The organism is Trichothermofontia sp. (assembly GCF_053493415.1).
On the sequence record NZ_JBRCAD010000117.1, the window covers coordinates 1 to 23,791 of the forward strand.

Genomic DNA, 23,791 nt, shown 5'->3' on the forward strand with positions numbered 1-23,791 from the left:
GACAAAGCTGCTTCAAGATCAATTTGACAAGCTTCGGGAATGAGGCTATCATAGAACATCATTTTTTATTTGTTAGAGGACAGAATACTGCATTCTGTCCCTTTTTTCCATCGCTTAACCTAACTTTCAACACTTCTGCATCTCAAGGAGAACTATTACCGTCATCAAACTGCGGTTACTGAGGCTCGAACACTCAGGGAAATTGGTAATCTCAGTCAAGATAAAGCTAAAGGTTTTGTCGCCTATATTTATGCAGATGGTAACAATATGGGTGGCTATATTCAGCGCTCTATTACCACACCCCAAGGCTATCAAAAATTCAGTGAGGATGTGTTTAAGGCGGTCCAGGAATCCGTTTACCGTGCGATCGCTCAGCATTTACATCCTCGTCAGCTTCAGGGATTAACTGATGCTGATAACCAGCATCGCAATGGCGAGTGGGTCCATCCGATTGAAATTGTCGCGATAGGTGGTGATGATGTACTATTGATTGTACCAGCAGATCAGGCATTGAGTATCGCTAAGACGATAGGTGAAGAATTTGAAGCTTATCTTCAAAACATTAATTTAGATGATGGTCAGTATGTATATCGTGCAAGTCGGAGCTACACCCCCAACCAGATCCATCGCTATACTGCCTCCGATCTCAGGCAAAATCTCAGCGATCGCGATTATCAATGCCAACTTAGCTTATCAACTGGAGTCTTGATTACAGCAGAAGACACCCCCATCTACTATGCAGAAGATCTGGTTTCACAACTACTGAAATCAGCGAAGAAACGTGCTAAGGATTTACGAAGTAGAGGATATCTTGGTGGTACGATTGACTTCCTAACCCTTAAATCAATTACGATGTTGAGTGATAAAATTGAGGCTTTCCGTCAATCTGGGTTAACTAAGAGGCTGCCAGAGCGGAATCAAGTTCTGAAACAGTATGCGGCTCCTTATACTTTATATGAGATCGGTGGCTTGCTCGAAACTATCAAAGCATTAAAACAAGCCCAATTTCCTAAATCTCAGCTTTACCAAATGCGTAGCCTACTGGCCCAAAGTAAACAAACAGCTATCCTCAACTATCGTTATTTTCGCGTTCGGATGTCGGAAGCGAGTCAACGTCTGCTTCAACAGAAATTTGAGGAGCCTTGGTGTAAGGCAAAGACCAATAATGGGAACCTTGCACCCTGGATGTCAATACTGGATGTAGATGGGGCAACTGGGGATGGGACAATTTACGAAACAATCTGGCGAGATATCGTTGATCTGTATGAATTCATTCCGGTAGATGAGGTGAACAATCCCACTCCAGGTTTAGCTGGAACGATGGTGGAGGGAGCCTCATGATTCAACTAGCAGACCTTACCAGTGGAATTGAGTCATTTAGCATTACAGCGGTTGTGGATACGGCCCTGTGTGTCGGTGCGGGAGGATCGTCCGGTTCTCTAGCAGATAAACCCATTGTGCGAAATGCTGAAGGGAATTTAATAATTCCAGCTTCTCAGGTTAAAGGACGGTTACGCCATGAGTGTGAAAAACTAGCGCGAGGTCTAGGTTGGCCCATCTGTGAGACCCCTGTGGCTGGGCAAATGCGATTGTGGCGACAGTATGCCGTGCCGCCAGAGTTTGTGCGACCAGAGTATGAAGTTCCTGGTTATCCCAACTCCTACCACTGTTTGATTAGTCAAATTTTTGGTGATCCGATTTTACCGTCACGGATTATCTTGGATGATTGGGTCTGTACTGAAGATTCAGGGAGTTTACCAGAGGTAATGCGGCCTGGTGTTAGCATTAATCGCCGTCGGGGTACAGCGGAGGAGAAAAAGTTGTACTTCTTGGAAACGTCGCCAGTAAATGCCCAACTGCGGTTTCAGGGGAAATGTTACCTTCTACCCAGTCTTACCCCCGATCGCCCGGATTATGCAAAAGCGCTAATTTGGGCTGCTTTTCAGCACATTCATGCCCTAGGAGGTAGCAAGTCGGCGGGATTAGGGTGGCTCCACTGGGAGTTACCTGATATTGATGAGGTTAGAGCAGAGGTATGGGATTTTTTGGCGCGAGGGATGTCTAATGTATCAAATTGATTTGCAGATCAAGGCCCTAGCACCTTTAGCCATTAATCGCTGGAAGCCGGGTGGTTCGATCAGCGAAACGGAAGACTATATTCCGGGGAGTGTCCTACGGGGCGCGATCGCGGGACAAATTCTACGGGAAGCAGGCCGAACTTCAGAAAACCTAACAACGAATGGTGGTGATTTTTCAGCTTTGTTTTTGGGTGATTGTCCGGCTATTTTCCGTAATGCCTACCCTGCCAATATTCCTGATAAACCTGTGTCCCGTGGGTTAGAGGTGAGGTATTTACCCGCAACGGCTTTAAGTTCTAAAGCTAATCCAGGCTTTAAAACTAGCTCTGACGCTGAGGGGGTATTTGATACCCTGATCGATCGCTACTGTGCCCAAGTCTGTGGGCATCTCTACGATCCCTGCACACCAAACGGCGATCGCACGGAAGCTTTCAGTGGACTTTATTGTTGTCTAGGCAAAAACTACTATACGCCCAAGATTAACAAACGCTTACTCACACGGGTTGGGATTAACCGGCGACGGGCTACCGCAGAAGAAGAAATTCTGTACAGTACCCAGGTGCTGAATGAATCGAAACGAGATGAGCCTGTCTGCTACCACTCGGTAATTTTGGTACCCAATGAAGGGTTAGCTCAGCAGTTGCAGCAGTATATTAACGATCGGGCTTCCCAGTTTCGGATAGGTGGTTCCAAGTCACGCGGTTTAGGTGCTGTTGAGATTCTAGCGTCAGTGCCAGTCATCAAAACGCCTAATGTGAGATCGCGCGTCGAAGCCTTTAATCAAGCATTGCAGCAGCGTTGGCAACAGTGGGGAATTTTTGGCCCAGCCCGCGATCAATTGGCCATCGATCGTACTTTTTTCACGCTTAACCTCCAAGCAGATGCGATCTTGGTAGATAACTGGCAACGGACAACAGTGATTTCCCCTGAGCTGTTGCAACAGGTTGCCCATATAGCTGACGATTCTTTGCACTTAGAGGTTGCCTACAGTAGTTATGACTATCGTGGTGGCTGGAATGCAGCTTGGGGGCTGATGAAGGATATTGAGTTGATCACGAATAAAGGAGGTACTTATCTTTACAGTACTACTAACCCTGAAATGTGGTTTTCTGCTTTAGAGCATCTAGAACTATTAGGCGTTGGTGAACGCACTTCTGAAGGCTTTGGACAGGTAAGAATTTGCGATGAGTTTCACTTAATATTAAGGGAGAATGCTGTATGATGAATGCTAAGATTGCTTTAAAAGTTCAGAAGGCAATTCGTGCGGTTGAGGATGATTTAGTCATCTGGATTCAAGATGCCTTGGATAATGCGAGCTATGCAAAAGCTACGGGGGAGTCATCCGAAGCTAAGGGAAAAACTAAGGAAAGTACTCAAAAGCTGGAAGAGTCTCAGTTCCGCAATTTAGTTCGTGTTGCTAATGCTAGTGATAGTCCAGAGGTGATTAAAAACTTTTTGCGTTATCAGGTAGGGAGAGATGACAAGTGGGGGCGAGGGAAGAATTCTTTGGCACAACGGATCGTCAGTGATATTGATGGCAATCTTAAAAAAGCCGCAGAGGAAATTTCCACACAAAATAACGCTTCCCAGAAAGTCATTTGGATCGAACTCATCCGACGTTATCTTGGCTACGGTTCTCGTTATCTTAAGTATCTGAATCCCAGTAAATAGTTGTATATCTCAGGAATATAGTTATTATGGCTAAGATACTCATTTCTCCTTTAGGAGTGGGCGGTCGCTTTAAGGGAACCTCTCAAAGCGAGAGAGAATATCGCCCTGCACAGTATGTATTTGAAGATCAATATTATCCAGAGAGTCGTTTTGTTGCATCAGTGCTTTACAAGCATTTGCAGATTGACAGTATTATATTTATTGGAACAGTAAAGTCAATGTGGGAAGAGGTTTACAGATTTTTTTGTGAAGAAAAATTACTGTCTTTTGATCAAGATTATTGGTTTGATCTAGCCAAAAAAATCGATCAACTTGACCATAAAAGTTCACTTGAAGAGATTGATCTATCAAGTGTAGAAGCTGTTTTAGGTAATAGATCTAAGTGTTTACTTATTAGATACGGTTTGACTGAAGATGAAATCTGGTTAAATTTAGAGAAGATTGTTGAGGCTATCCAGGAGCTACAGGAAGGTGATGAAGTGTATCTCGATATTACACACTCTTTTCGTTCTCTTTCGATATTTCAATTTCTAAGCGTTTTATTGATTTATGATCTCTTTCCAGAGAAGCAAATTAAGATTTCAGGTGTATATTATGGGATGCTAGATGTTTCATCAGAATTTGACGGAAAAACTCCTATTATCAATTTGATGCCATTATTTGATATGGCTCAATGGATCAAAGGGATATACAATCTTAATCAATTCGGCAATGGTTATCTAATTGCTAATTTACTCCGAGATCGAGAATTGCCTGATCTTGCAAGACGTATCGAAGACTTTTCTGACGTAGTTAATATTAATTATCTTTCTAATATTAGCCAAAAAGCTACTGATCTTAGGAGTGGACTAAATCAAAATCTACCAACTCCTCTCAGCTACCTAAAGCCTGAGATTGATAGATTTACAAGAAATTTTTTTGGTGGTAATATTCCTAGCTCGAAACTACAGCTTCAGGTTGCTAAATGGTATTTTGAAAACAGGCGCTATGCAACTGGATATATTACTCTAGCTGAAGCATTGATTACCTATGCTTGTGAGCTAGAAAATAAGGATAGTACAGTTAAGGACTATCGAGATCGAATGAAAGAGGCTTTACATGGAGAACGTCAAAATACTGACTTGGCTCGCTTGTTCTTCAAGGTTAATCCCATTAGAACAGCTATCGCCCATGCTCGAATTGATAAACAATTACCTAGTTATCAAAGTGCGATTAATCAGGCTCAAGCATATATCCAGGATGCCGAAAAGATTTTTTTGACAGGAACTTTTAGTATGCCGAATTAGAAAGATATAAAATGCAACTTCTTTCTCAGTATTTTCTAAGTTCGTGAAAATTTACAAATTGACTTATGTTTGACACCTTCAAAAATCGATTGGAGTTGGCCGGGACACTGATGACAGTAACTGCTCTCAGGATTGGTGCAGGGCGATCGACAGAGCCAATTGGCTGTGATCTACCTGTTCTAAAAGACAGCTTGGGTCAACCCTTAATTCCGGGATCTAGCTTCAAGGGAGCCATGCGATCGCGCCTGGAAAGTTTCCTGCGTGGCATTCATGATTCACTAGCTGATGATCCCAGTGAACTCACTTCTCCCCGTCGCCAAAATGAGATTAAAACGCTCAAACAGAGATATGGAGACGATGCGACGCTAACAAACCAGATTCTCCAATTTACTCGTACAGATAGAATTTCCTATCTCTTTGGTGCACCGTGGCTAGCAGGCAAACTACAAATCCGAGACTTAACCGTAAAACCTGATGATTGGTTTGACCAATATGAAGAACGGGATGGGGTTGCTATTGATCGGGACACGGAGACAGCGTCAGATGGTAAACTTTATGACTTTCAAGTGGTGCCTGCGGGAACGCCCTTTGCTTTCCAGGCTATCGTTGAAAATGCCGAGGATTGGGAACTGGGGTTGTTAATGATTGGCCTGCACCAATTTGAACAACAGATGATTCCCCTAGGCGGTGGGCGATCGCGGGGCCTCGGTGTGGTTGAGCTAAGCATTGATCACGTGTGGTGGGTTGATTGCCGCAATAACCCCCAAGCTTTAATTACCTATCTCCAAGATTTAGTTAATAACAATAAAGAGGCTTATCGATTAAGCCCAGAGACCTTTGCCGCTGATCGACAGGAGTGGACTCAATCACTGATCACCCATTTGAATCAATATGTTGCTGGCTCGATCGCTTAACACTCATGATTAACTAACTATGCATAAACGACTTGTCAACCACTGCACTATTACGTTAACCCTGACACCTCAGGGGCCGATCTTGATTAAGGCGGGCAAAGCCGGAGCCGATCCAACGAAACCCGAAATGGAGTTTGTTGAAACCTACTATCAGGGTACTAAATCGATCTACCTGCCAGGCAGTTCCCTCAAAGGAGCCATCCGTGCCCATGCTGAGCGTATCGTGAGGACGGTGGGGAGTGACTCTCATCCTGCCAGTGGTAATCGTCTATGGGCCAATGATCCGCTCAATGATGGACGTGAGTATCTACAAAAGAAACTCGCCCCAGAGGTTTATCAACTTTCCTGCTTTACCGATCAACTATTTGGTAGTACGGAAATAGCTAGCCGGCTTAGGATTGAAGATGCTTATCCTGTCGATCCTCAGACAATTAAACTGGAAGAGCGTAACGGAGTTGCCATCGATCGTGTCTTTGGTTCTGTAGCTGTGGGACCTTTTAACTATCAAGTTTGCACAGCAGGGGAATTCAAAACAAAGATTCATCTTAAAAACTTTACCCTTGCCCAGTTAGGCTTACTTGGCCTTGTTCTGCGTGATCTTAATGAGGGTTGGTTTGGACTAGGCTTTGCTAAATCGCGGGGGATGGGGATTGTGGCTGTTAACTTAGAACAAGCCATTGTCCAATATCCTGGATGTTGTCTAGATCAAGACAGGCGGCAGATTGTCACTCTGGACCGCTCCAAAGAGTGGGGTGATACCTTCCTACTAGGTGCAGGCGAGTTCCTGGATCAAGATGAATACCAACGTTATGGATTCCCAAATCCTGATCACCAAGAAACACCAGTACGCGCTCACCTAATGGACCTAGGTTTTGGTGTGCAACTGGTTTGGTCAGCAGGAACTGTACACGATTTATTTGAACGATCGGTCAAATCTTGGCGTCAGGTATTGGAGCAGCGTCTATGAGTTTTGTAGGATATCGACAGGTAGACTCTGGGGAGACGCTACGGGATCTTATCCATCAGTGCGTGGCGCAAATACCCAGTTACTATTTTTTACGCTGGGCACATCGAGTGAGCGGTATGATAGCTGACCTACCGGAGGATTTTCCCAGCCCTGAGGGGCAGGTTTTTAATGCCGAGATGGAACTGCGCTGGAAATGTCAAGGTCAAGGCTATTCTGTCCTGCTTCTGAGCAATTCCGCAGCCGCAGTTGATGGATTTACGCCCTTACCTGGTGACTGGGAAACCAGCGATCGACTGGCCCATTGTCATGATTCTAAAGAGACCCAATACCCCAAAGGGTTTTACTTCGCACGGGATGTAAATCCTAACTATATTCATCAGCGTTATTTCCGCGATCGTCGTACCGCCACAGTTCATTTCGTTGCTCTCACTCTTACCAACCAGCCATGACTAACCCCCGCCGTCCCAACCGTCCCCAACAACCTCACCGCTCTAATGAACGCTCCGAAAATACCATGTCCCAAAAACCTTATCATCTAATTCCATTTCCTCAAGATACTTCCGGGAAGCTATTGCCTTTAGCGAAAGGTAGACCACCGGGTCTCGCTTGTTATAAAGCAGATCACTATACCGGCAAGATTTCTTTGCGACTACATGTTCATACAGCTACCACAGTTTTATCAGGCATCACTGTGCTGGGTAGTGATATTTCTTCTCGGCTTCCAAAGGATTCACTGGTTAAGACTGCTCTTTCTCAAGCGGGGAAATTGATCATTCCAGGTAGTTCATTAAAGGGAGCAGTGCGTTCTATATACGAAGCAATTACTAGGAGTTGTATTTGTAAAGTATCCAAGAGTTATAAGCTTAATGGAAAGACAAAAGTGGACATCAATGTTCCACAAGGATATAAAGAGTGTTCTCCTCGAAAGGATGATATTTCTGAGAGACAAGTCACAGTTTGTCCTGCCTGTCAGGTTTTTGGTGCAATCAACTGCCAGGGCCTTGTCTCTTTCTCTGATGCAGTATGCATTCAAGAAGCAACGACTAAGTTTGTTCCTTCTTTATATCAACCACATCTTGAAAAACCAGAGTATTACTCTAATGTCAAAGAAAAGTTGGTGGGCGGACGCAAATTTTATTATCATTTCTCTGATTCAGTGCATGAAGGGGAAAGGGGAATTAAAACACAACTCGCAGTATCTGAGTCCCGTTTTGAAGGAAACTTACGGTTTACTAATCTGACAGAAGATCAATTAGGAGGGCTATTGATAGCTTTAGGCAAAGACCAGAATCATCAATTTGCACTAAAGGTTGGCACTGGTAAACCAATTGGAATGGGCAGTTTAACTGTTGATATATCAGAGATAGAAATCTGGACCCGTCCTAGACCTGGGAGTAGAGGCAGTGGGATTATCCCAAACTTACGCGATCGCTATCGTGCCTACACCGTTGCAAACGACACGACTCTGACAGGTCAACCTCTCCAGACATTTATGGATCAGGCGATACAAACAGCCCATCGTGAACTAATTCAAGCCCCACAACTTCAGCAGCTTGCCGAAGTGCTGCGGTTTCCCACTGATCGCACGGCACCCCAGGGAATGTACTAAACTGAGCAACCCTCAACCATGAACCAGATTCCCAGCAACTCCATGCAAACCTACATCAGGACGGCGAAAACCCGACAGCAACGGCGTTTAGCCACCCTAGAGCAGCAGCGTCAACAAGCCCTAGCCATTGCTCAACAAGCAGCCCATATTCTCAAAACCGAGTTTGGCGCTGAACGTGTAGTCGTGTTTGGCTCCTTACTAGACGAGACTTTTCACGAAGCTTCCGATATCGATCTAGCGGTCTGGGGATTACCAGAGGCAGATTACTACGATGCCGTAGGGAAATTAATCTCCCTGAGTCGTTTTTCGGTGGATCTAGTCGAGGCCCAGCGGGCAAGCCCAGAAATACTAGCGGCTGTCCAGCAAGGTCAAGAGCTATGAGTAAATATACTGTTTTGGTTGCTAGACTCAGACAAGAGCTAGCCAAAATTGAAACGGCTACTCGGACAGCGATCTCCCAGGCTAATAAAGCCGAAAATACTGGAGATCTGGACTATTTACAAGCCGCAGCCTTAAGCTTGCAAAATTTCTATATGGGCGTAGAGCAAGCTTTTGAGCAAATTGCCAAACAAGTGGATGAATCCCTGCCAACAGGTGCTAGTTCTCATCAAGAACTATTAGAACAGATGGCTTTGGATATTCCTAACATTCGTCCGGCAGTAATTACCAGTAGTACCTTGAGACAGCTAAACCAATATAGAGGCTTTCGCCATATCGTCATTCATCGCTATGGTTTTGAACTGCAACCAGAAAGAGTGAGAACTTTAGTTGAAGAGTTGTCTCAATGCTACGAAGAACTTAGTCATGATATGGAAAGTTTCTGTCAGTTTCTCATGGAAATTGACACAAGAATTCCTGAATAAAAACTTAAAAATTATTATTAGGTTAATGACATGACCCAACTAACAGCTTCTACGGTAACGACAGCAATTGATGAGATGACTGAAGAACAGTGGCAGGTTGCTCATAAGATCGCCCAATCCTTAGTGAGCAAAGAGACCGATGTGAACGAGGTAAGGAAGAGCATTGCCTACCTACGTTATGCTATTGATCAAAGCTCAATCGAGGCAGGGACAAAATTTTTTAGTTATCTGAAAACGCTGGTGAACCAAGGAAAAAGCATTGGACACAGTAACCAAACTCAAGACTACTATCGCAATTTAGAGGAAGCCTGTAGTAGTCACTTAAAAGGCTATCAAAGTCAACCTGCTGTTTTACTCCATATCCTCAGTTGGGTGGCTCGCCTCATGTTCTACTATAAAAACGGTGGCATATTGGAAGAGACTGCTCCGTTGGATACGACTCAAAAAGATGACCGATCGCAAGCATCTGAACGACAATTAGCGATTCAGACTGCTGCACAAGCTCATCATTTCCAAGTGGGGCAGCGAGTAGACGCGATCGTCACCAGGATTCAAGGGAATGAGGTTACTTATCTCATCTGTGACACCATAAAACTTTCACCCAAGGAACCAAGGAAAGCCAGTCAGTTATCGGTTGGCCAAACGGTGACCGTTGAGATTCTAGATATACGAGATGATGGTCGCATCAAGAAAGTCAAGTGTGTTGACTAAGCTTCACCCTTCAGCTTTTGCATGAGCAATTGATTCGTCAACTTCGGGTCTGCCCGTCCCCCCGTCTGCTTCATCACCTGACCGACAAAAAAGCCCTGGAGCTTCGTCTTACCGTTCCGATACTGTTCCAACTCCTTCGGATTCGCCGCCAACACCGCATCGATCGCCGCCGCGATCGCCCCCGCATCGGAAATCTGCGTTAACCCCTTCTGCTCGACTAATGCCTGCACCGATCCGCCCGACTCCAGCAACTCCGGCAGAATCTCCTTGGCAATCTTGCCGCTAATCGTGCCCTGCTCAATCAGCGTAATCAACTCCGCCAACACCGTCGGTGTCAGAGCAATCTCCGTAATCTTCTGGTTTGCCTTATTCAAATAGGCCGAAATATCCCCCATGATCCAGTTTGCTGCCTGCTTCGCATCGGCCCCGGCAGCGATCGTCGCCTCGAAGTATTCCGCAATGGCGCGATCGTCCGTCAGCACCCGCGCATCATAGGCCGACAGCCCCAACTCCTCTTCATAGCGGCGGCGCTTCTGGGCGGGCAACTCCGGCAACTCCGATCGCCACACCGCCTGTTGCTCCGCCGATACCACGATCGGCATCAGATCCGGTTCCGGGAAATAGCGATAATCGCTCGACCCCTCCTTACTGCGCATACTGATCGTCCGCTGGGTATTCTCCTCCCACAGCCGCGTCTCCTGAACGATCGCCTCGCCATTTTCCAACGCTTCAATCTGGCGCTCAATCTCATACTCGATCGCCCGTTGGATCGCACTGAAGGAATTCATATTCTTGATTTCCACCTTCGTGCCAAATTCCGCCTGACCCACCGGACGCACCGAAATATTCACATCACAACGCAGCGACCCCTCCTGCATATTGCCATCGCTAATCCCCAGGTAACGCACAATCCGCCGCAACTCCTGGGCATACTCCGCCGCCTCCTGCCCCGATCGCAAATCCGCCTCCGAGACAATTTCCACCAACGGAATCCCCGCCCGGTTGAAATCCACCAGCGAATAGGCCGACCCCGCCAAGCGATCGCTCCCCGCATGGACCAACTTGCCCGCATCCTCCTCCATGTGCAGGCGATGAATGCCAATGCGCTTCCGCATAGGTGCCCCCGACGCATCCGGTAGTTCAATCTCTAACCATCCGTGCTCCGCGATCGGCAAGTCGTACTGGGAGATCTGGTAATTCTTGGGCAAATCGGGATAGAAATACTGCTTGCGATCGAACTTACTGTAGGGTGCGATCCGGCAGTTCAACGCCAACCCCGCCTTCACTGCATACTCCAGTACCTTCTGGTTCAACACCGGCAACGTTCCCGGCAACCCCATGCACACGGGGTCAATGTGGGTATTCGGTGGTGCCCCAAACTCGGTGGAACTGGTCGAAAAGATCTTCGTTCCCGTATTCAGTTGACAGTGGGTTTCCAGCCCGATCACAGCTTCATACTGGGTTTTGGCAGGCGCAGCAGAGGTCATAGGGTCAACCGTAGAAGAGGGCAAACAGAAAGAAAAAGTCTAGGCTCCAAACTAGGAGCTTGACAAACACCGCAAGCCTTTGCCTAGCCTTTTTCTTTTAAGCTGAGTTCCATTTTAGCGTCACTCTAGCGCGGCTCCACCTACTAGGACGTAGGGCCGATCAAGGATCAGGAAGCGGCTCAGTCAATTACCAATTGAGCATGGAATGGCCGTCTCGGCTGTCCCAGGAGCAGACAAGATGCCTACCCCACACCTGTTTTTCGTTCGCGTAGCGTCTCCGCAGGTTCAGACTACAGGTTGTTTGAGCATGATTAATCGCTCCCCTAAAATGCATTGGTCGCTTCCACCACCACCACGGGCAGTGTGCTAGTTTCTAAGACGGCTTGAGAAACTGACCCCACCAATACCTCATCCAGAGGACGATGACCGCGCTTACCCATAATAATCTCCGTTACCCCGTAATCTTGCGCCGCACGAACAATTGCTTCGGGAACCGAACCGTTGACTGTGACCATCTGATACCGAATGTCGGCCAAACGGTGTTTGGCATAGCGGTGGAGTCGCTCCACCCCTGGGGGATCATCCCGGCACATGACATGCAGCACAATCACCTCAGCATCACTGCGCCGCGCCAGTTCGGCCACTTTGGTTAAGACCTGTTTGGCCAGGGGCGAAGTATCGACGGCAGCCAGTAAGACAATCTGCTGCGCAACAGACACCTTGGTCGGGTCAACCTCCCCGCGCTCCAGCAGTTTCGGGGCAAAGGTAGGAATGGCCCACGCCCCCAGCGGCGCAGTCACCAGGATGGATAGGGCAGCTAGGGCCAACATCGTCTCACCGCCCTCTATGCCTTGCGCTAAGGGAATGGCCCCGATCGCCGCCTGTACCGTCGCTTTGGCAGAGTTTCCCGGCAGCAGAAATAGCCGCTCTTTCCAGGTCCAGTTACTCCCTAAAGTCGAGAGATACCAGCCGAGGGAACGGCCAATTAGGGTCCCGATCGCCAGAAGGAGTAACCCTTTCCAGAGACTCTCCCCCAGGATATGGAGTTGGATACTGGCTCCCAACAGTACAAAGAGGATGATCTCTGCAATCACCCACAAGCCGTCGAAACCACCACGTAGTCGTCTGGCGAGGGGGGCATCCAACTCAATGAGGAAAAACCCCGTTGCCATCACGGCCAAATAGCCAGAAAACACAGGAAAATCCGCCGCTAAGACGACTAGCAACAGGGCAAAGCTGGCGGTAACGAGGCCATCCTGCACCGCATTTTGGGTCCAGTTCTGTTTTGCTAGCAGCGAGACCAACAGGTGCGCCGTCAACCAACCCAACCCAACCCCCAACCCAATTTGCAAAAGAATTTGCACTGGCAGCAGTTGTACAGGACTCAGGGTTACCCCCCCTGGCAAGATTAGCCCCGTCGTGGTGGTTTGCGACAAAAAGGCGAGTAATAAACTAAAAACCAGCAGGAGCAATACATCCGATAGGGCACTGCCGGTTAAGATGGCATCGGGAATTCCCTTGTTGACCCCCCATCCCAGGCTCTTTAAGCGCAACATCCCTGGCACAATTACGGCGGGGGATTCGGCACCCAGGATGCACCCCAACAGCAGCCCCGTGGCCCAGTCAAATTGGAACAGCCACATGGCAGCCAGTGCCACTGCGATCGCTTCACCGGTCGCCGGTAAAAAGCCTAACCGTAGCGCCACCGTCCCTTGCTGGGCCAGCTTTTCCCGATCCAGCCCTAGCCCCGCCTTCATCAAAATCACCATCACCGCGATCGTGCGGAGGGAATCCGCCGCTGCCAACACCCCTGGGCTGATCACATTACTGATCGGGGGACCTAAGACAAGGCCCACCAACACCATGCCCACTAAGGCAGGGGCCTTGAGTCGTCGCGCGATTTGCCCGACGAAAAAGCCCATTAACAAAATCCCAATAACACTCTCTAACATCTCGCCACGTTGCCCTTGGGTCGGTTAGTGCACGTGACTTGTCGCGGCCAGTTGAGTGAGAGCCGATCGCGGCACTCCCTACTCCTCCGCTACAAGTCGGAACAGTAGGAGCCATCAGCCTCATACACAGTGAATAGATAAAGCGAATAGATAAAGCCGTGTCAGGCGGTTTCGGCGAGCTCCATCGCCATCCCCTTTCTTATAGCATTCTATCGCCCGATCAGAAAGCACTCGCCCTGCAAGCTCTTAACGATGGCGATCTAAGCCAAAAAAAAGAAGCCGAATGGAAGGGCTTCTCTATTGCTATAGCACCGCTAAGGCTGCTTAGGGCTGACGGGGCAATCGGAAAATCCCCCCACGCAGAGGTTTACCCCTGCCCCTGCCTCGCCTAGGCTTCTGCTTCCGAGGTCGCAAAGTTGGGCAAGCGGACCTTGGTGGCTAATCCCAAAAACTGGAGCAGTTGGATCGTCATCCAGGTCATATCCACCTCCCACCAAGCCAAGCCATGACGAGCTGAGTACTGATAGGCATGGTGGTTATTGTGCCAACCTTCACCATAGGTCAGCAAGGCAACCCACCAGCAATTGGTAGAGCGATCGCCACTTGCGTGGGATTTATAGCCAAACAAATGGGTCGCACTATTGACCAACCAGGTGCAGTGAAAAACAAATACCAACCGGAAAAAGACACCCCATACCACCAGCGGCCAGCCGCCCAGCAGGAAAAGGACTAATCCTAAAACAACTTGCATTGGGATGAAGTAGCGATCGAAGAATTCATAAACAGGATCATCATTGAGATCACGGGTATAGCGACGAATGCCTTCCGGATCAGGATTCTTAAAACACATCCAGCCAATATGGCTCCACCAAAAACCGCGATTGGAATCGTGGGGATCAAGCGGCTGATCGGAAAACTGGTGATGTTGGCGGTGTAAACCTACCCAATCAATCACGCCACCCTGGCAGGATAGCGCCCCACAAAAGGCGAAAAAATATTCCAGCCATTTGGGAGTCTGGAAACTACGGTGGGTGATCAAGCGATGAAAGCCTAGGGTAATGCCTAGGCCACCCGTTACCCAGTGGAGGAACAACGCCACGCCCACACCCCACCAGGTAAAATTGCTGGGCAGTAGGACGAAGAGTGCCCCTGTATGGATAATGATCAGGTAAATTACAACGGGCCAATCCAGTTCAGGTTTGTTTACTGTCGCTGTAGTCATTCAATACTCTCAAATCGGGAACCGGGAACTGGCAAAACAACTGCCCGCTAGAATGGCCTCCTAGGTGGTTGTGTGCAGATCCCTGTAGGTACATTATCTCAGTCTAGCTTGTTACCGTATACCCCAAACTCAGATTTTGGTCAATCTTTAGACTTTTTCCCCACTTTTCCCTGCCCTTAGACTTTTCTCCAGCGTAATTCTTCTTGATGTGATGCCCATGACGTGGACAATCTCGCTGCTGCAAGACGCTGAACAGCAACTTCTCTCCCAATTTGCCGCGATCGACGCCCAGGTGAAGGTCAACCTCCAACGGGTCCTCACGGCCTTCCGACAGCACCAGATTGGCGTCCATCATTTTGCCGGGGTCTCCGGCTATGGCCATGACGATCTGGGGCGCCAAACCCTGGATCAGGTCTTTGCGGAAATTATGGGCGCGGAGGCGGCAGCGGTCCGGCTTCAGTTTGTCTCCGGCACCCACGCGATCGCCTGTGCCCTCTTTGGTAACCTGCGTCCGGGGGATGAACTGCTGGCGGTGGCCGGTGCCCCCTACGATACCCTGGAGGAGGTCATTGGCCTCCGGGGGACAGGCCAGGGATCACTGGCTGAATTTGGCATCACCTATCGACAGTTGGACTTGACCCCTGACGGCGCGATCGATTGGGCCGCCCTAGCCACAGCTATCCGGCCCCAAACCCGCATGGTCCTAGTGCAGCGATCCTGTGGCTACAGTTGGCGACCCAGTTTGACGATCGCCGAGATTGGCCAAATCGTCGAACAGGTTAAGCGGCAAAACCCCCAGACAATTTGCTTTGTCGATAACTGCTACGGCGAATTTATTGCGGACCAGGAACCCCCCCACGTTGGGGCGGATCTGATCGCCGGGTCCCTGATCAAAAATCCAGGGGGAACAATCGTCCCCACCGGTGGCTATGTGGCCGGACGTGCTGATTTAGTCGAAGCCGCCACCTGTCGATTAACGGCTCCGGGGATCGGCAGCAGTGGCGGGGCGACCCTCGATCAAAGTCGCCTCCTGTTCCAGGGCCTCTTCCTCGCGCCCCAGATGGTGGGGGAAGCCGTGAAGGGAACCCACTTGTTGGCCTATGGGTTTGAAAAGCTGGGCTATCCAGTGCAGCCCCGTCCGTTTGAACCCCGCCGGGATGTGATTCAGGCGATTCAACTGGGTTCACCGGCCAAACTGATGGCCTTCTGTCGGGCGATCCAACAACATTCGCCCGTTGGCTCCTACCTTGATCCTGTCCCCGCCCCCATGCCCGGTTACGCGAACCAGTTAGTGATGGCGGGGGGAACCTTTATCGATGGTAGTACAGCTGAATTCTCCGCCGATGGCCCCCTCCGGGAACCCTATGTCGCCTTTTGTCAAGGGGGAACTCACTGGACCCATGTCGCGATCGCCCTGGAAGCAGCGGTTCGAGCTGTCAGTGCTGTTGATGAAGATGCGCCGTCTTAAATCCGGTCAAATGGCATCGTCATTAGGATTGGGGTGCCACCCTGACGCTTGGCCCCACGCTTCACATCCCGCTATCAAGCCGCCCTCGAACACGGACCAATCGCTAAAGAAACCGGTCGGAACGCCGTCTCAACAAAGGACTGGCTACAGGAAAACAAGGTATAACCATTCACCCGCATCAAGGAAACCACACCCGATTGGCATTCAACAACCCGATAGTAGTCCCCCGCGTTTGATATCAAAAATTCTCCCACTTGAATTTTCATGGCTAAATACCACGGAATGTAAAGGGTTATTTTTTTTAATTTATTTTTTTATCTTCCCCAAAGCTTTGACAACGGACAAATAAGATTTGTAACACATCATACAAAATCTCGGCTCAATCGCCGGCTTTGGGCCGGCAAACTGATGGGGGACTTGCCTCGCACGCAACGGGATTGATTGCTGCTTGAAAGGGGCCAAATTGATGCGGGGCTGATGCGGCGGCTTGAAGCCCTATCCTCGCTTTGAGGGGAGTGTCCTGGAAACCCCCTAGGGAGCCAGACGTTCGAGGTGCCAATCGGGGGAAATCCTCGTCCCCTGTTGACGATAGCGGAGGCGATCGTGCAACCGATTGGGACGCCCCTGCCAAAACTCGATCGTTTGGGGGCACACCCGATAGCCGCCCCAGTCTGGGGGACGAGGGACTGGGCGATCGCCATATTGCTGGCTGACTACCTGCAACCGGGCTTCTAGCTCCGTGCGATCGGCAATCACCTGGCTTTGGGGAGAAGCCCAAGCCCCTAGTTGGCTCCCGCGAGGGCGGGTTTGAAAGTAGGTGTCGGAGACTGCCGCTGGCAACTGTTCCACAGTCCCTTCAATGCGGACTTGGCGTTCCAATTCATGCCAGAGGAAAACGAGGGCCGCGTGGGGGTTGGCCGCCAACTCTTGGCCCTTGCGGCTGTGGTAATGGGTATAGAAGAGGAAACCCGTCGCATCCACGCCATTGAGCAGGACAATGCGGGCAGAGGGTAACCCCGTCGGCCCCACCGTAGCCAACGTCATTGCATTCGGCTGGGGTACTTCAGCCGCCACCGCCTGCTTAAACCACCGGGCAAATTGCTGCATGGGGTCAGCCGCCATATCGGCTTCCCGAAGCACCGCTTGGCTATACTCCTGCCGAAGTTGGGCAATCTCCTGTGCGGTCAACACAATCCGTCGTCCAGAGGGTGCGTAAGTCTGTTAGTCTAGCCTAAATAATTGTACAAATTGTACAAAAGTTGCGAGTGGCTAAACCAGGCAGTTGCAAAACCATTACTGGTGGCAACTAGCGTCAAGAAGCGTTCCTGTAGTTGATTGGGCAAGGGTTAAGACGTGGAGATTCAAATTGGGCGGGGTAAGATTGCCCGCCGAGCCTATGGCATTGATGAAGTTGCACTGGTGCCAGGACAACGGACCTTAGATCCCAGTCTGGCTGATACGACTTGGCGCATTGGCGAGATCGAACGTGAAATTCCCATCATTGCCAGTGCGATGGATGGGGTGGTGGATGTGGCAATGGCGGTTCGCCTGTCGCAATTGGGGGCGTTGGGGGTCTTAAACCTGGAGGGTATCCAAACCCGTTACGAAGACCCGCACCCCATCCTCGACAAGATTGCCACCGTTGACAAGACAGCCTTTGTGCCCCTGATGCAGTCACTCTATGCGGAGCCAATTAAACCAGCATTGATCCAGCGCCGCATTAGCGAAATTAAGGGGCAGGGGGGCATTGCCGCTGTCAGCATTACCCCCGTGGGCGCAGCCCTGTATGGCGAAACGATCGCGGCAGCACAGCCGGATCTGGTCTTTGTGCAGGCGACGGTTGTCTCCACCGCCCATTTGGCACTGGCGTCGGTCCAGCCATTGGACCTTACAACTTTTTGCCGTGAGATGCCCATGCCCGTTGTCCTGGGCAACTGCGTCACCTATGACGTGGCGGCCCAACTTATGCGGGCGGGTGCCGCAGCGGTCCTCGTGGGGATTGGCCCCGGTGCCGCTTGTACGTCCCGGGGGGTCTTAGGCATTGGCGTGCCCCAGGTGACCGCGATCGCGGATTGTGCCGCAGCCCGTGATGATTTCTACCGCGAGACGGGCACCTATGTCCCCATCATTGGTGACGGTGGACTCATTACCGGCGGCGACATTTGCAAATGTATTGCCTGTGGGGCCGATGGGGTAATGATTGGTTCTCCCTTAGCGCGGGCTGCCGAAGCCCCTGGTCGTGGGTACCACTGGGGGATGGCAACGCCCAGTCCGGTCTTACCGCGGGGGACCCGGATTCGAGTGGGGACGACGGGCACCCTGGAGCACATCCTACGCGGCCCTGCCCAGTTGGATGATGGCACCCATAATTTGCTAGGTGCACTCAAAACCAGCATGGGCACCTTGGGGGCGAAGGATCTCAAGGAAATGCAGCAGGTGGAGGTGGTGATTGCCCCATCCTTGTTGACGGAAGGGAAGGTGTACCAAAAGGCCCAACAGTTGGGGATGGGCAAGTAGACGATCGTGGCGATCGCCGGTCCCCCCCACGGACACAGCCCCGGATCGCCAACCGCTTGTGGGATAGCCAGGACGGCTGTCCCCATCTTTTAGCCTCGGCCATCCTCAATTTTTGGATGACTCAGGACATTTTTGAGGATCACTCAGGGCAACTGAGATGCTCCTAGGATCGGCGCTTCCGGCACGGTGGGGGTGCGTGCAACCGTCAAAAGCCCAATTCCAGCTAAGTGAGTTGAGCTGGTTGCAGCGATTCCCCATTGACTGGCCTACCTCCGGTAATTCTGTACACGATGACGCCAACTTTTTGACGACGAACTACCTTACGAACCCTATCTCCGGTAACCCCCTATGCTATTCCGCCAACTTTTTGACTACGAAACCTATACCTACACCTACCTAATCGCCGACCCCAACACCCACGAAGCTCTCCTCGTCGATCCCGTGCTTGAACAGGTCGATCGCGACCTCAAACTCCTTAAGGAATTGGGGCTAATCCTGCGTTACTGCCTAGAAACCCATATCCATGCTGACCACATTACCGGCACGGCTAAACTCCGTACCGTCACCGAGTGCCAAGGGATTGTGCCCCACAATGCCCAGGCCCAGTGCGCCGATCGCCTGATCGCCGATGGGGAAGTCCTGCAGATAGGTCAAGTTAACATTGCCGCGATCGCCACCCCTGGCCATACCGACAGCCACATGGCCTATTTAGTTAATAACACCCACCTGCTCACGGGCGATGCCCTCTTCATTCGCGGTTGCGGTCGCACGGATTTCCAAAGTGGTGATGCCGGTACCCTCTACGACTCCATCACCCAGCGTCTCTTCACCCTGCCTGATGCCACCCTTGTCTACCCCGGTCATGACTACCGGGGCCATACCGTCTCAACGATCGGCGAAGAGAAGCAATGGAACCCTCGCTTAACAGGCCGCGATCGCGCCAGCTTCGTCCAACTCATGGACAGCTTGGATTTGCCCGATCCCAAGAAAATTATGGAAGCCGTTCCAGCCAATGAGCAGTGTGGGAATGTGCCAACCCTGGTCAGCTAGGCAGTTGAGGGGCTTAGGAAACTCAGGCATGATGAGCAAAAGCTATCGCAAACAACTATTATGCTGATCTGGATCGTTGGGCACCTGTTAGCCGCAGGGATTGGCCTGAGCTTGGGCCTGATTGGGGGGGGGGGTTCGGTTCTGGCTCTGCCGATTCTGGTCTATGTCATGGGCGTCCCCCCCAAATCGGCGATCGCCATGACCCTAGTTATTGTCGGTAGCGTAAGCCTCCTGGCCCTGATCCCCCATGCGCAACGGGGCCAGGTCAATGTCAAAAAAGCCCTTCTCTTCGGGTCAGCAACGATGTTGGGGGCCTTCCTCGGTGCCCGCCTTGCCCTACTTCCCTGGGTAACTGAGACCTTCCAAATGCTGCTCTTTGCCGTGATGATGGGGCTGGCAGCCGTGTTCATGATTCGCAAAACGGCTAAAGCTGGGCCAGTTCCCCCAACGGCCATACCAGGGGGTGATCTCAGCCTCTACCCGCAGCCAGTCTGTAAATACTGCTGGCTTTGGATGCTCACGGAAGGGTTGGGGGTTGGGGTACTGACGGGACTCGTGGGGGTGGGCGGTGGCTTTGCGATCGTGCCGGCCCTAGTCCTGTTGGGGAATACCCCCATGCGGGAGGCGATCGGCACCTCGCTGCTGATCATTGCGCTGAACTCCGTGGCCGGTTTTCTGGGCTATGTGGGCCAGGTGCCCCTGGATTGGGGGCTAATCCTGTCGTTTACGATCGCGGCGGGCGCGGGTACGCTGATCGGCGGCCAGTTGTCCGGTCGGGTCAAACCGCAGCACTTGCAAAAGGGGTTTGGTTACTTCTTGCTCGCAATGGCAGCCTTTATCCTGGTACAAAATCGGGAAGCGCTGCGCCCGCGATCGAGCGAGCAGCCCCATTCCATCCCTGTCCTTGCCCAAAAAAACCTGAAATTGCGTTAAATATGACACAAAATTAGCCAGAGAGGTTCAGTAGAATCAATCAGATTAATTTGGCCCCTGTCGCCAGGGTGCTGAGGTTTCAGGTTTGGCAGGTTTGGCAGTTAAGGCAACCCGTGGGAACACGCAAATACTGTCATGGCTCAGGGTAGATCTACGCAGTGTTGCTGATGTGTTGAACGATTTATCTCAGATTTAATCCGGGATGGTCGTTAGAAGGATAGTAGATGTTAGGCTGTGTCCGCCGAACGATACCCCATACAGTTGGGTGGGTAGGTATTCGTTTTGGCAAATTAAGACATACGGGCCAATAAGACCAATTCAGCCGATCGCGTGGTCGGCAATTTTAACCACGATCGCCAAACGATCGCCAAAGTTTATGTATAGCTTGACCGGTTTTACATTACGAGACATGACCGAGTGTGGGGCAAAGCTGCGCAAACTGGGCGTGGGGGCAAGTAGCATGGAGGAGGTTGCGAACAATCTGGTCAGTTATTTTTACCACCAGTTTCGAGATCCCCAAACGGGCGAATCCGCCTTGGCGTTAGTGCGTTTTTTCAAGACCCATGCCTATGGAGAACTACCCCATGCCCTCCAGCAGATAGCCGATCAGGCGCTAGGCGATCGTTCCCATTCCCCTGAACTGAAGTGTTTGACGCTAATGGCAACCGTGGGCGATCGACCAGAATGGCATGATCGCACAACGTCAGTGGGACACCAAGTAATTCCCCTGCTGAGTGAACAAATAGTCGCCCAAATCCCAATGATCGCTCAACTGATCAAACAACTGGGATTAACGATCGGGGATGTCATTGCACCCAATTCTGATCTGTTGATGGGTTTAGAGGAACGCACCTATAACGTTTTTCATATTGCCAATGCCCAGGGTAGCCCTTATATTCCTGCTCAAACGGAATTTGTTCAGCCGTTCCAGATTCGATCTGTGTTGGGATTTGGTGGTATTTTACCCTCGGGAAACCTAATGATCATTATTTTGTTCTCTAAGCTACCAATTCAACGGGAGACGGCTGAACTATTTAAACCCCTAGCGCTCAATGCCAAGATCGCCGTCCTTCCCTTTGATCAGGGAACAATTTTCGCACCGGGAGGGACTTGAGGGGAATGGGGAGGGAAGAGCGCAGGATCGGGATGAATATTGAGTTTCAGAGTCATAGCCCCTCGTTGCGTTATCCCAAAGCTGGATAGTTTATTGCAAGTTGATCGCATGAGTCAGGACGGAAAGAAAATGACGGTGAGTTTTTCTAAGATTGTAGCCACGACTAACCCAGCCGCCCCATCCCGCAGCGAAGTGGAGCACCTGCGGGCGCAGGTAGCAGCGTTGGAGCAATTACTAGAGGTTTATGAACAAGAAACCGTCGAAAAATCGACACGATTGGAGCAGACCCTGGCCGATCTCCATCACCATACCCAACGTCTGAGCCATGCGGAATCCGCCCTAGCGACCCTGCGATCGATGCTGAATAGTGTGGGCGATGCGGTAGTGGTCGTGGATCACCAAGGAAACTTCCTGTTTACCAATCCGCCTGCGGAACGCCTACTCGGTATCAGCCCTACCTGTTTATCTCTCGACTGTTGGGCGCAGAATTGGGCCGTCTATCTACCCGATCAAGTAACGCCCTATCCATTAGAGCATTTCCCTTTGCGCAAGGCGATCCAAGGCGAAGCGCCGGCGGCAGAGCAAGCGCCCTACGAGATTTTTGTGCGCTCTCCCCATCCCGCAGCCAGCCAACCCCTCGCGGACCCAAGCCCAACCGAACAGGCCCTAGAGAACCCAATGGCTACTGGCTATTGGTTTAGTTTAACCACACGATCGTTCTATAGTCCGGAAGGCGAGATCCAAGGGGGCATTGCTGTTTTTCATAACATTACCAATCTCAAACAAACCGAGATTGCACTGCGTCAATCAGAAACCTGCTTCCGGGAGCAAACTCAGCAACTTCAAGCTGCCTTTGATAACCTGCAAACCATGCAGGCGCAATTGGTTCAAAAGGAGAAAATGTCGAGCTTGGGGGAACTGGTCGCTGGTGTCGCCCATGAGATTAATAATCCGGTGAATTTTATTCATGGCAATCTGATCTACTTACAAGATCATACGGAAGCCCTGATTAACTTTATCTATCGCTGGCAAGCGCAAGATCCCCATCCTAATCCTGTGATGCAGGCTGAGGCCGAAGCGATTGATCTGCCCTATTTACTGGATGATTTACCGAAAATTATCGAGTCGATGCAAATAGGGACCGATCGCATTCGTAAGATCGTGCTTTCCCTGCGTAATTTTTCCCGCCTAGATGAATCGAAAAGCAAAAGTGTTGATATTCATGAGGGGCTTGAAAGTACCCTATTGCTGTTAAAACACCGTATCAAACCAAGGCCAAACTTTCCAGAGATTATTATCAATCGCAACTATGGCGATTTACCGCTGATTGAGTGCTATCCTAGCCAATTAAATCAGGTTTTTATGAATATTTTGGTCAATGCGATCGATGCGCTGGAAGATCAGGATTTTGAGGCATCAGATGCCCCCCAGATCAGTATCCGCACCGCTGCGATCGCGCCTGAGTGGGTTGAGATCGCGATCGCGGATAACGGGATCGGCATGGATGAAACGGTACAGGCCCACCTCTTTGATCCCTTTTTCACCACTAAACCCGTAGGACAAGGTACGGGGATGGGGATGTCGATCAGTTATCAAATTATTACGGGAAAACATCGGGGTAAACTCTACTGTTTTTCTACCCTTGGTCAAGGAACCGAGTTTGTCATTCAGATCCCCACCAGCCAAACGATGCTGAGCTAAACACACCTCATCCCCTAGGGAAACCCTATTCAGGCAGCTCCGACGCCCTCCTCTCGATACGGCGTTGGTGCGGTCCCCATCCTCACCCCACTTGACCATGCCGCTGCGTATAACTAGAAGCAGCAAAAATTGCCGATCGCCATTGAAAAAAAGTATCAATCGCTACCGTTCCTGCGATCGCGGTTTAGGGCATCCTGGGGATAGGACCATGCCAGTAACCATGCCAGCCAATCACGAACCGAATAATT

The 23,791-nt window shown here is 50.4% G+C and carries 22 protein-coding genes and 1 riboswitch; of the genes, 18 read left to right on the forward strand and 4 right to left on the reverse strand.

Features of this window, described 5'->3' with window-relative positions; genetic code table 11:
- Positions 1-135 precede the first annotated feature (135 nt).
- The 12 genes from cas10 (at position 136) to ACWIUF_RS10235 (ending at position 10,099) form a co-directional block, all read left to right on the forward strand.
- Complete coding sequence (gene cas10 / locus ACWIUF_RS10180; protein ID WP_448572295.1) at positions 136-1,341, forward strand: type III-B CRISPR-associated protein Cas10/Cmr2; 1,206 nt, start codon at positions 136-138, stop codon at positions 1,339-1,341.
- The gene (locus ACWIUF_RS10185; RefSeq protein ID WP_448572252.1) at positions 1,338-2,078 is read left to right on the forward strand and encodes an RAMP superfamily CRISPR-associated protein; all 741 of its coding nucleotides are present in this window, start codon (positions 1,338-1,340) and stop codon (positions 2,076-2,078) included. The genes cas10 and ACWIUF_RS10185 overlap by 4 nt, the downstream gene beginning before the upstream one ends.
- On the forward strand, positions 2,065-3,300 hold the full coding sequence (gene csx10, locus ACWIUF_RS10190; RefSeq protein ID WP_448572253.1) for a type III-D CRISPR-associated RAMP protein Csx10: 1,236 nt from the start codon (positions 2,065-2,067) through the stop codon (positions 3,298-3,300). The genes ACWIUF_RS10185 and csx10 overlap by 14 nt, the downstream gene beginning before the upstream one ends.
- The gene (locus tag ACWIUF_RS10195) at positions 3,297-3,749 is read left to right on the forward strand and encodes a hypothetical protein (protein ID WP_448572254.1); all 453 of its coding nucleotides are present in this window, start codon (positions 3,297-3,299) and stop codon (positions 3,747-3,749) included. The genes csx10 and ACWIUF_RS10195 overlap by 4 nt, the downstream gene beginning before the upstream one ends.
- Positions 3,750-3,775: 26 nt before the next feature.
- Positions 3,776-5,035, forward strand: a complete 1,260-nt coding sequence (csx2, locus tag ACWIUF_RS10200) for a TIGR02221 family CRISPR-associated protein (RefSeq protein WP_448572255.1) — start codon at positions 3,776-3,778, stop codon at positions 5,033-5,035.
- Positions 5,036-5,100: 65 nt separating this feature from the next.
- The gene (csx7, locus tag ACWIUF_RS10205) at positions 5,101-5,949 is read left to right on the forward strand and encodes a type III CRISPR-associated RAMP protein Csx7 (protein ID WP_448572256.1); all 849 of its coding nucleotides are present in this window, start codon (positions 5,101-5,103) and stop codon (positions 5,947-5,949) included.
- Positions 5,950-5,968: 19 nt separating this feature from the next.
- Positions 5,969-6,916, forward strand: a complete 948-nt coding sequence (locus ACWIUF_RS10210; RefSeq protein WP_448572257.1) for an RAMP superfamily CRISPR-associated protein — start codon at positions 5,969-5,971, stop codon at positions 6,914-6,916.
- Positions 6,917-7,032: 116 nt separating this feature from the next.
- On the forward strand, positions 7,033-7,365 hold the full coding sequence (locus ACWIUF_RS10215) for a hypothetical protein (protein ID WP_448572258.1): 333 nt from the start codon (positions 7,033-7,035) through the stop codon (positions 7,363-7,365).
- Between the two features lie 65 nt (positions 7,366-7,430).
- Positions 7,431-8,525 (forward strand): RAMP superfamily CRISPR-associated protein, encoded by a 1,095-nt coding sequence (locus ACWIUF_RS10220; protein WP_448572259.1) that lies wholly within the window; start codon positions 7,431-7,433, stop codon positions 8,523-8,525.
- 18 nt (positions 8,526-8,543) lie between these two features.
- On the forward strand, positions 8,544-8,906 hold the full coding sequence (locus ACWIUF_RS10225; RefSeq protein WP_448572260.1) for a nucleotidyltransferase family protein: 363 nt from the start codon (positions 8,544-8,546) through the stop codon (positions 8,904-8,906).
- Positions 8,903-9,388, forward strand: coding sequence for a ribonuclease toxin HepT-like protein (locus ACWIUF_RS10230; RefSeq protein WP_448572261.1), 486 nt, complete (start codon positions 8,903-8,905; stop codon positions 9,386-9,388). Before ACWIUF_RS10225 ends, ACWIUF_RS10230 begins: the two co-directional genes overlap by 4 nt.
- A gap of 30 nt (positions 9,389-9,418) precedes the next feature.
- Positions 9,419-10,099, forward strand: coding sequence for a hypothetical protein (locus ACWIUF_RS10235; RefSeq protein ID WP_448572262.1), 681 nt, complete (start codon positions 9,419-9,421; stop codon positions 10,097-10,099).
- Here the strand turns inward: ACWIUF_RS10235 and gatB are convergent.
- The 3 genes from gatB to ACWIUF_RS10250 form a co-directional block, all read right to left on the reverse strand.
- On the reverse strand, positions 10,096-11,586 hold the full coding sequence (gene gatB, locus ACWIUF_RS10240) for an Asp-tRNA(Asn)/Glu-tRNA(Gln) amidotransferase subunit GatB (protein WP_448572263.1): 1,491 nt from the start codon (positions 11,584-11,586) through the stop codon (positions 10,096-10,098). The two genes, ACWIUF_RS10235 and gatB, sit on opposite strands and share 4 nt — an antisense overlap.
- A 323-nt stretch (positions 11,587-11,909) precedes the next feature.
- Positions 11,910-13,538: a cation:proton antiporter gene (locus tag ACWIUF_RS10245; protein ID WP_448572264.1), complete on the reverse strand. Its 1,629-nt coding sequence runs from the start codon at positions 13,536-13,538 to the stop codon at positions 11,910-11,912.
- Positions 13,539-13,636: 98 nt separating this feature from the next.
- A riboswitch (Fluoride riboswitch) is annotated at positions 13,637-13,736 on the reverse strand.
- A gap of 190 nt (positions 13,737-13,926) precedes the next feature.
- Positions 13,927-14,760 (reverse strand): acyl-CoA desaturase, encoded by an 834-nt coding sequence (locus ACWIUF_RS10250; protein ID WP_448572265.1) that lies wholly within the window; start codon positions 14,758-14,760, stop codon positions 13,927-13,929.
- A 217-nt stretch (positions 14,761-14,977) separates the two neighbouring features.
- On the opposite strand from ACWIUF_RS10250, the gene ACWIUF_RS10255 reads away from it, so the two are divergent.
- Complete coding sequence (locus ACWIUF_RS10255) at positions 14,978-16,228, forward strand: methionine gamma-lyase family protein (RefSeq protein WP_448572266.1); 1,251 nt, start codon at positions 14,978-14,980, stop codon at positions 16,226-16,228.
- A gap of 531 nt (positions 16,229-16,759) precedes the next feature.
- Here the strand turns inward: ACWIUF_RS10255 and pdxH are convergent.
- Entirely contained in the window at positions 16,760-17,419 is a 660-nt protein-coding gene (pdxH, locus tag ACWIUF_RS10260; RefSeq protein ID WP_448572267.1) for a pyridoxamine 5'-phosphate oxidase, read from the reverse strand.
- 162 nt (positions 17,420-17,581) lie between these two features.
- Here pdxH and ACWIUF_RS10265 point away from each other — a divergent pair, with 162 nt between their 5' ends.
- The 5 genes from ACWIUF_RS10265 (at position 17,582) to ACWIUF_RS10285 (ending at position 23,543) form a co-directional block, all read left to right on the forward strand.
- The gene (locus ACWIUF_RS10265) at positions 17,582-18,745 is read left to right on the forward strand and encodes a GuaB3 family IMP dehydrogenase-related protein (RefSeq protein ID WP_448572268.1); all 1,164 of its coding nucleotides are present in this window, start codon (positions 17,582-17,584) and stop codon (positions 18,743-18,745) included.
- A 348-nt stretch (positions 18,746-19,093) separates the two neighbouring features.
- Entirely contained in the window at positions 19,094-19,795 is a 702-nt protein-coding gene (locus ACWIUF_RS10270) for an MBL fold metallo-hydrolase (RefSeq protein ID WP_448572269.1), read from the forward strand.
- A 60-nt stretch (positions 19,796-19,855) separates the two neighbouring features.
- Positions 19,856-20,728 (forward strand): sulfite exporter TauE/SafE family protein, encoded by an 873-nt coding sequence (locus ACWIUF_RS10275; RefSeq protein WP_448572270.1) that lies wholly within the window; start codon positions 19,856-19,858, stop codon positions 20,726-20,728.
- A 460-nt stretch (positions 20,729-21,188) separates the two neighbouring features.
- Positions 21,189-21,842, forward strand: a complete 654-nt coding sequence (locus tag ACWIUF_RS10280; RefSeq protein WP_448572271.1) for a hypothetical protein — start codon at positions 21,189-21,191, stop codon at positions 21,840-21,842.
- Between the two features lie 108 nt (positions 21,843-21,950).
- Positions 21,951-23,543, forward strand: a complete 1,593-nt coding sequence (locus ACWIUF_RS10285; RefSeq protein WP_448572272.1) for a PAS domain-containing sensor histidine kinase — start codon at positions 21,951-21,953, stop codon at positions 23,541-23,543.
- Positions 23,544-23,791 lie beyond the last annotated feature (248 nt).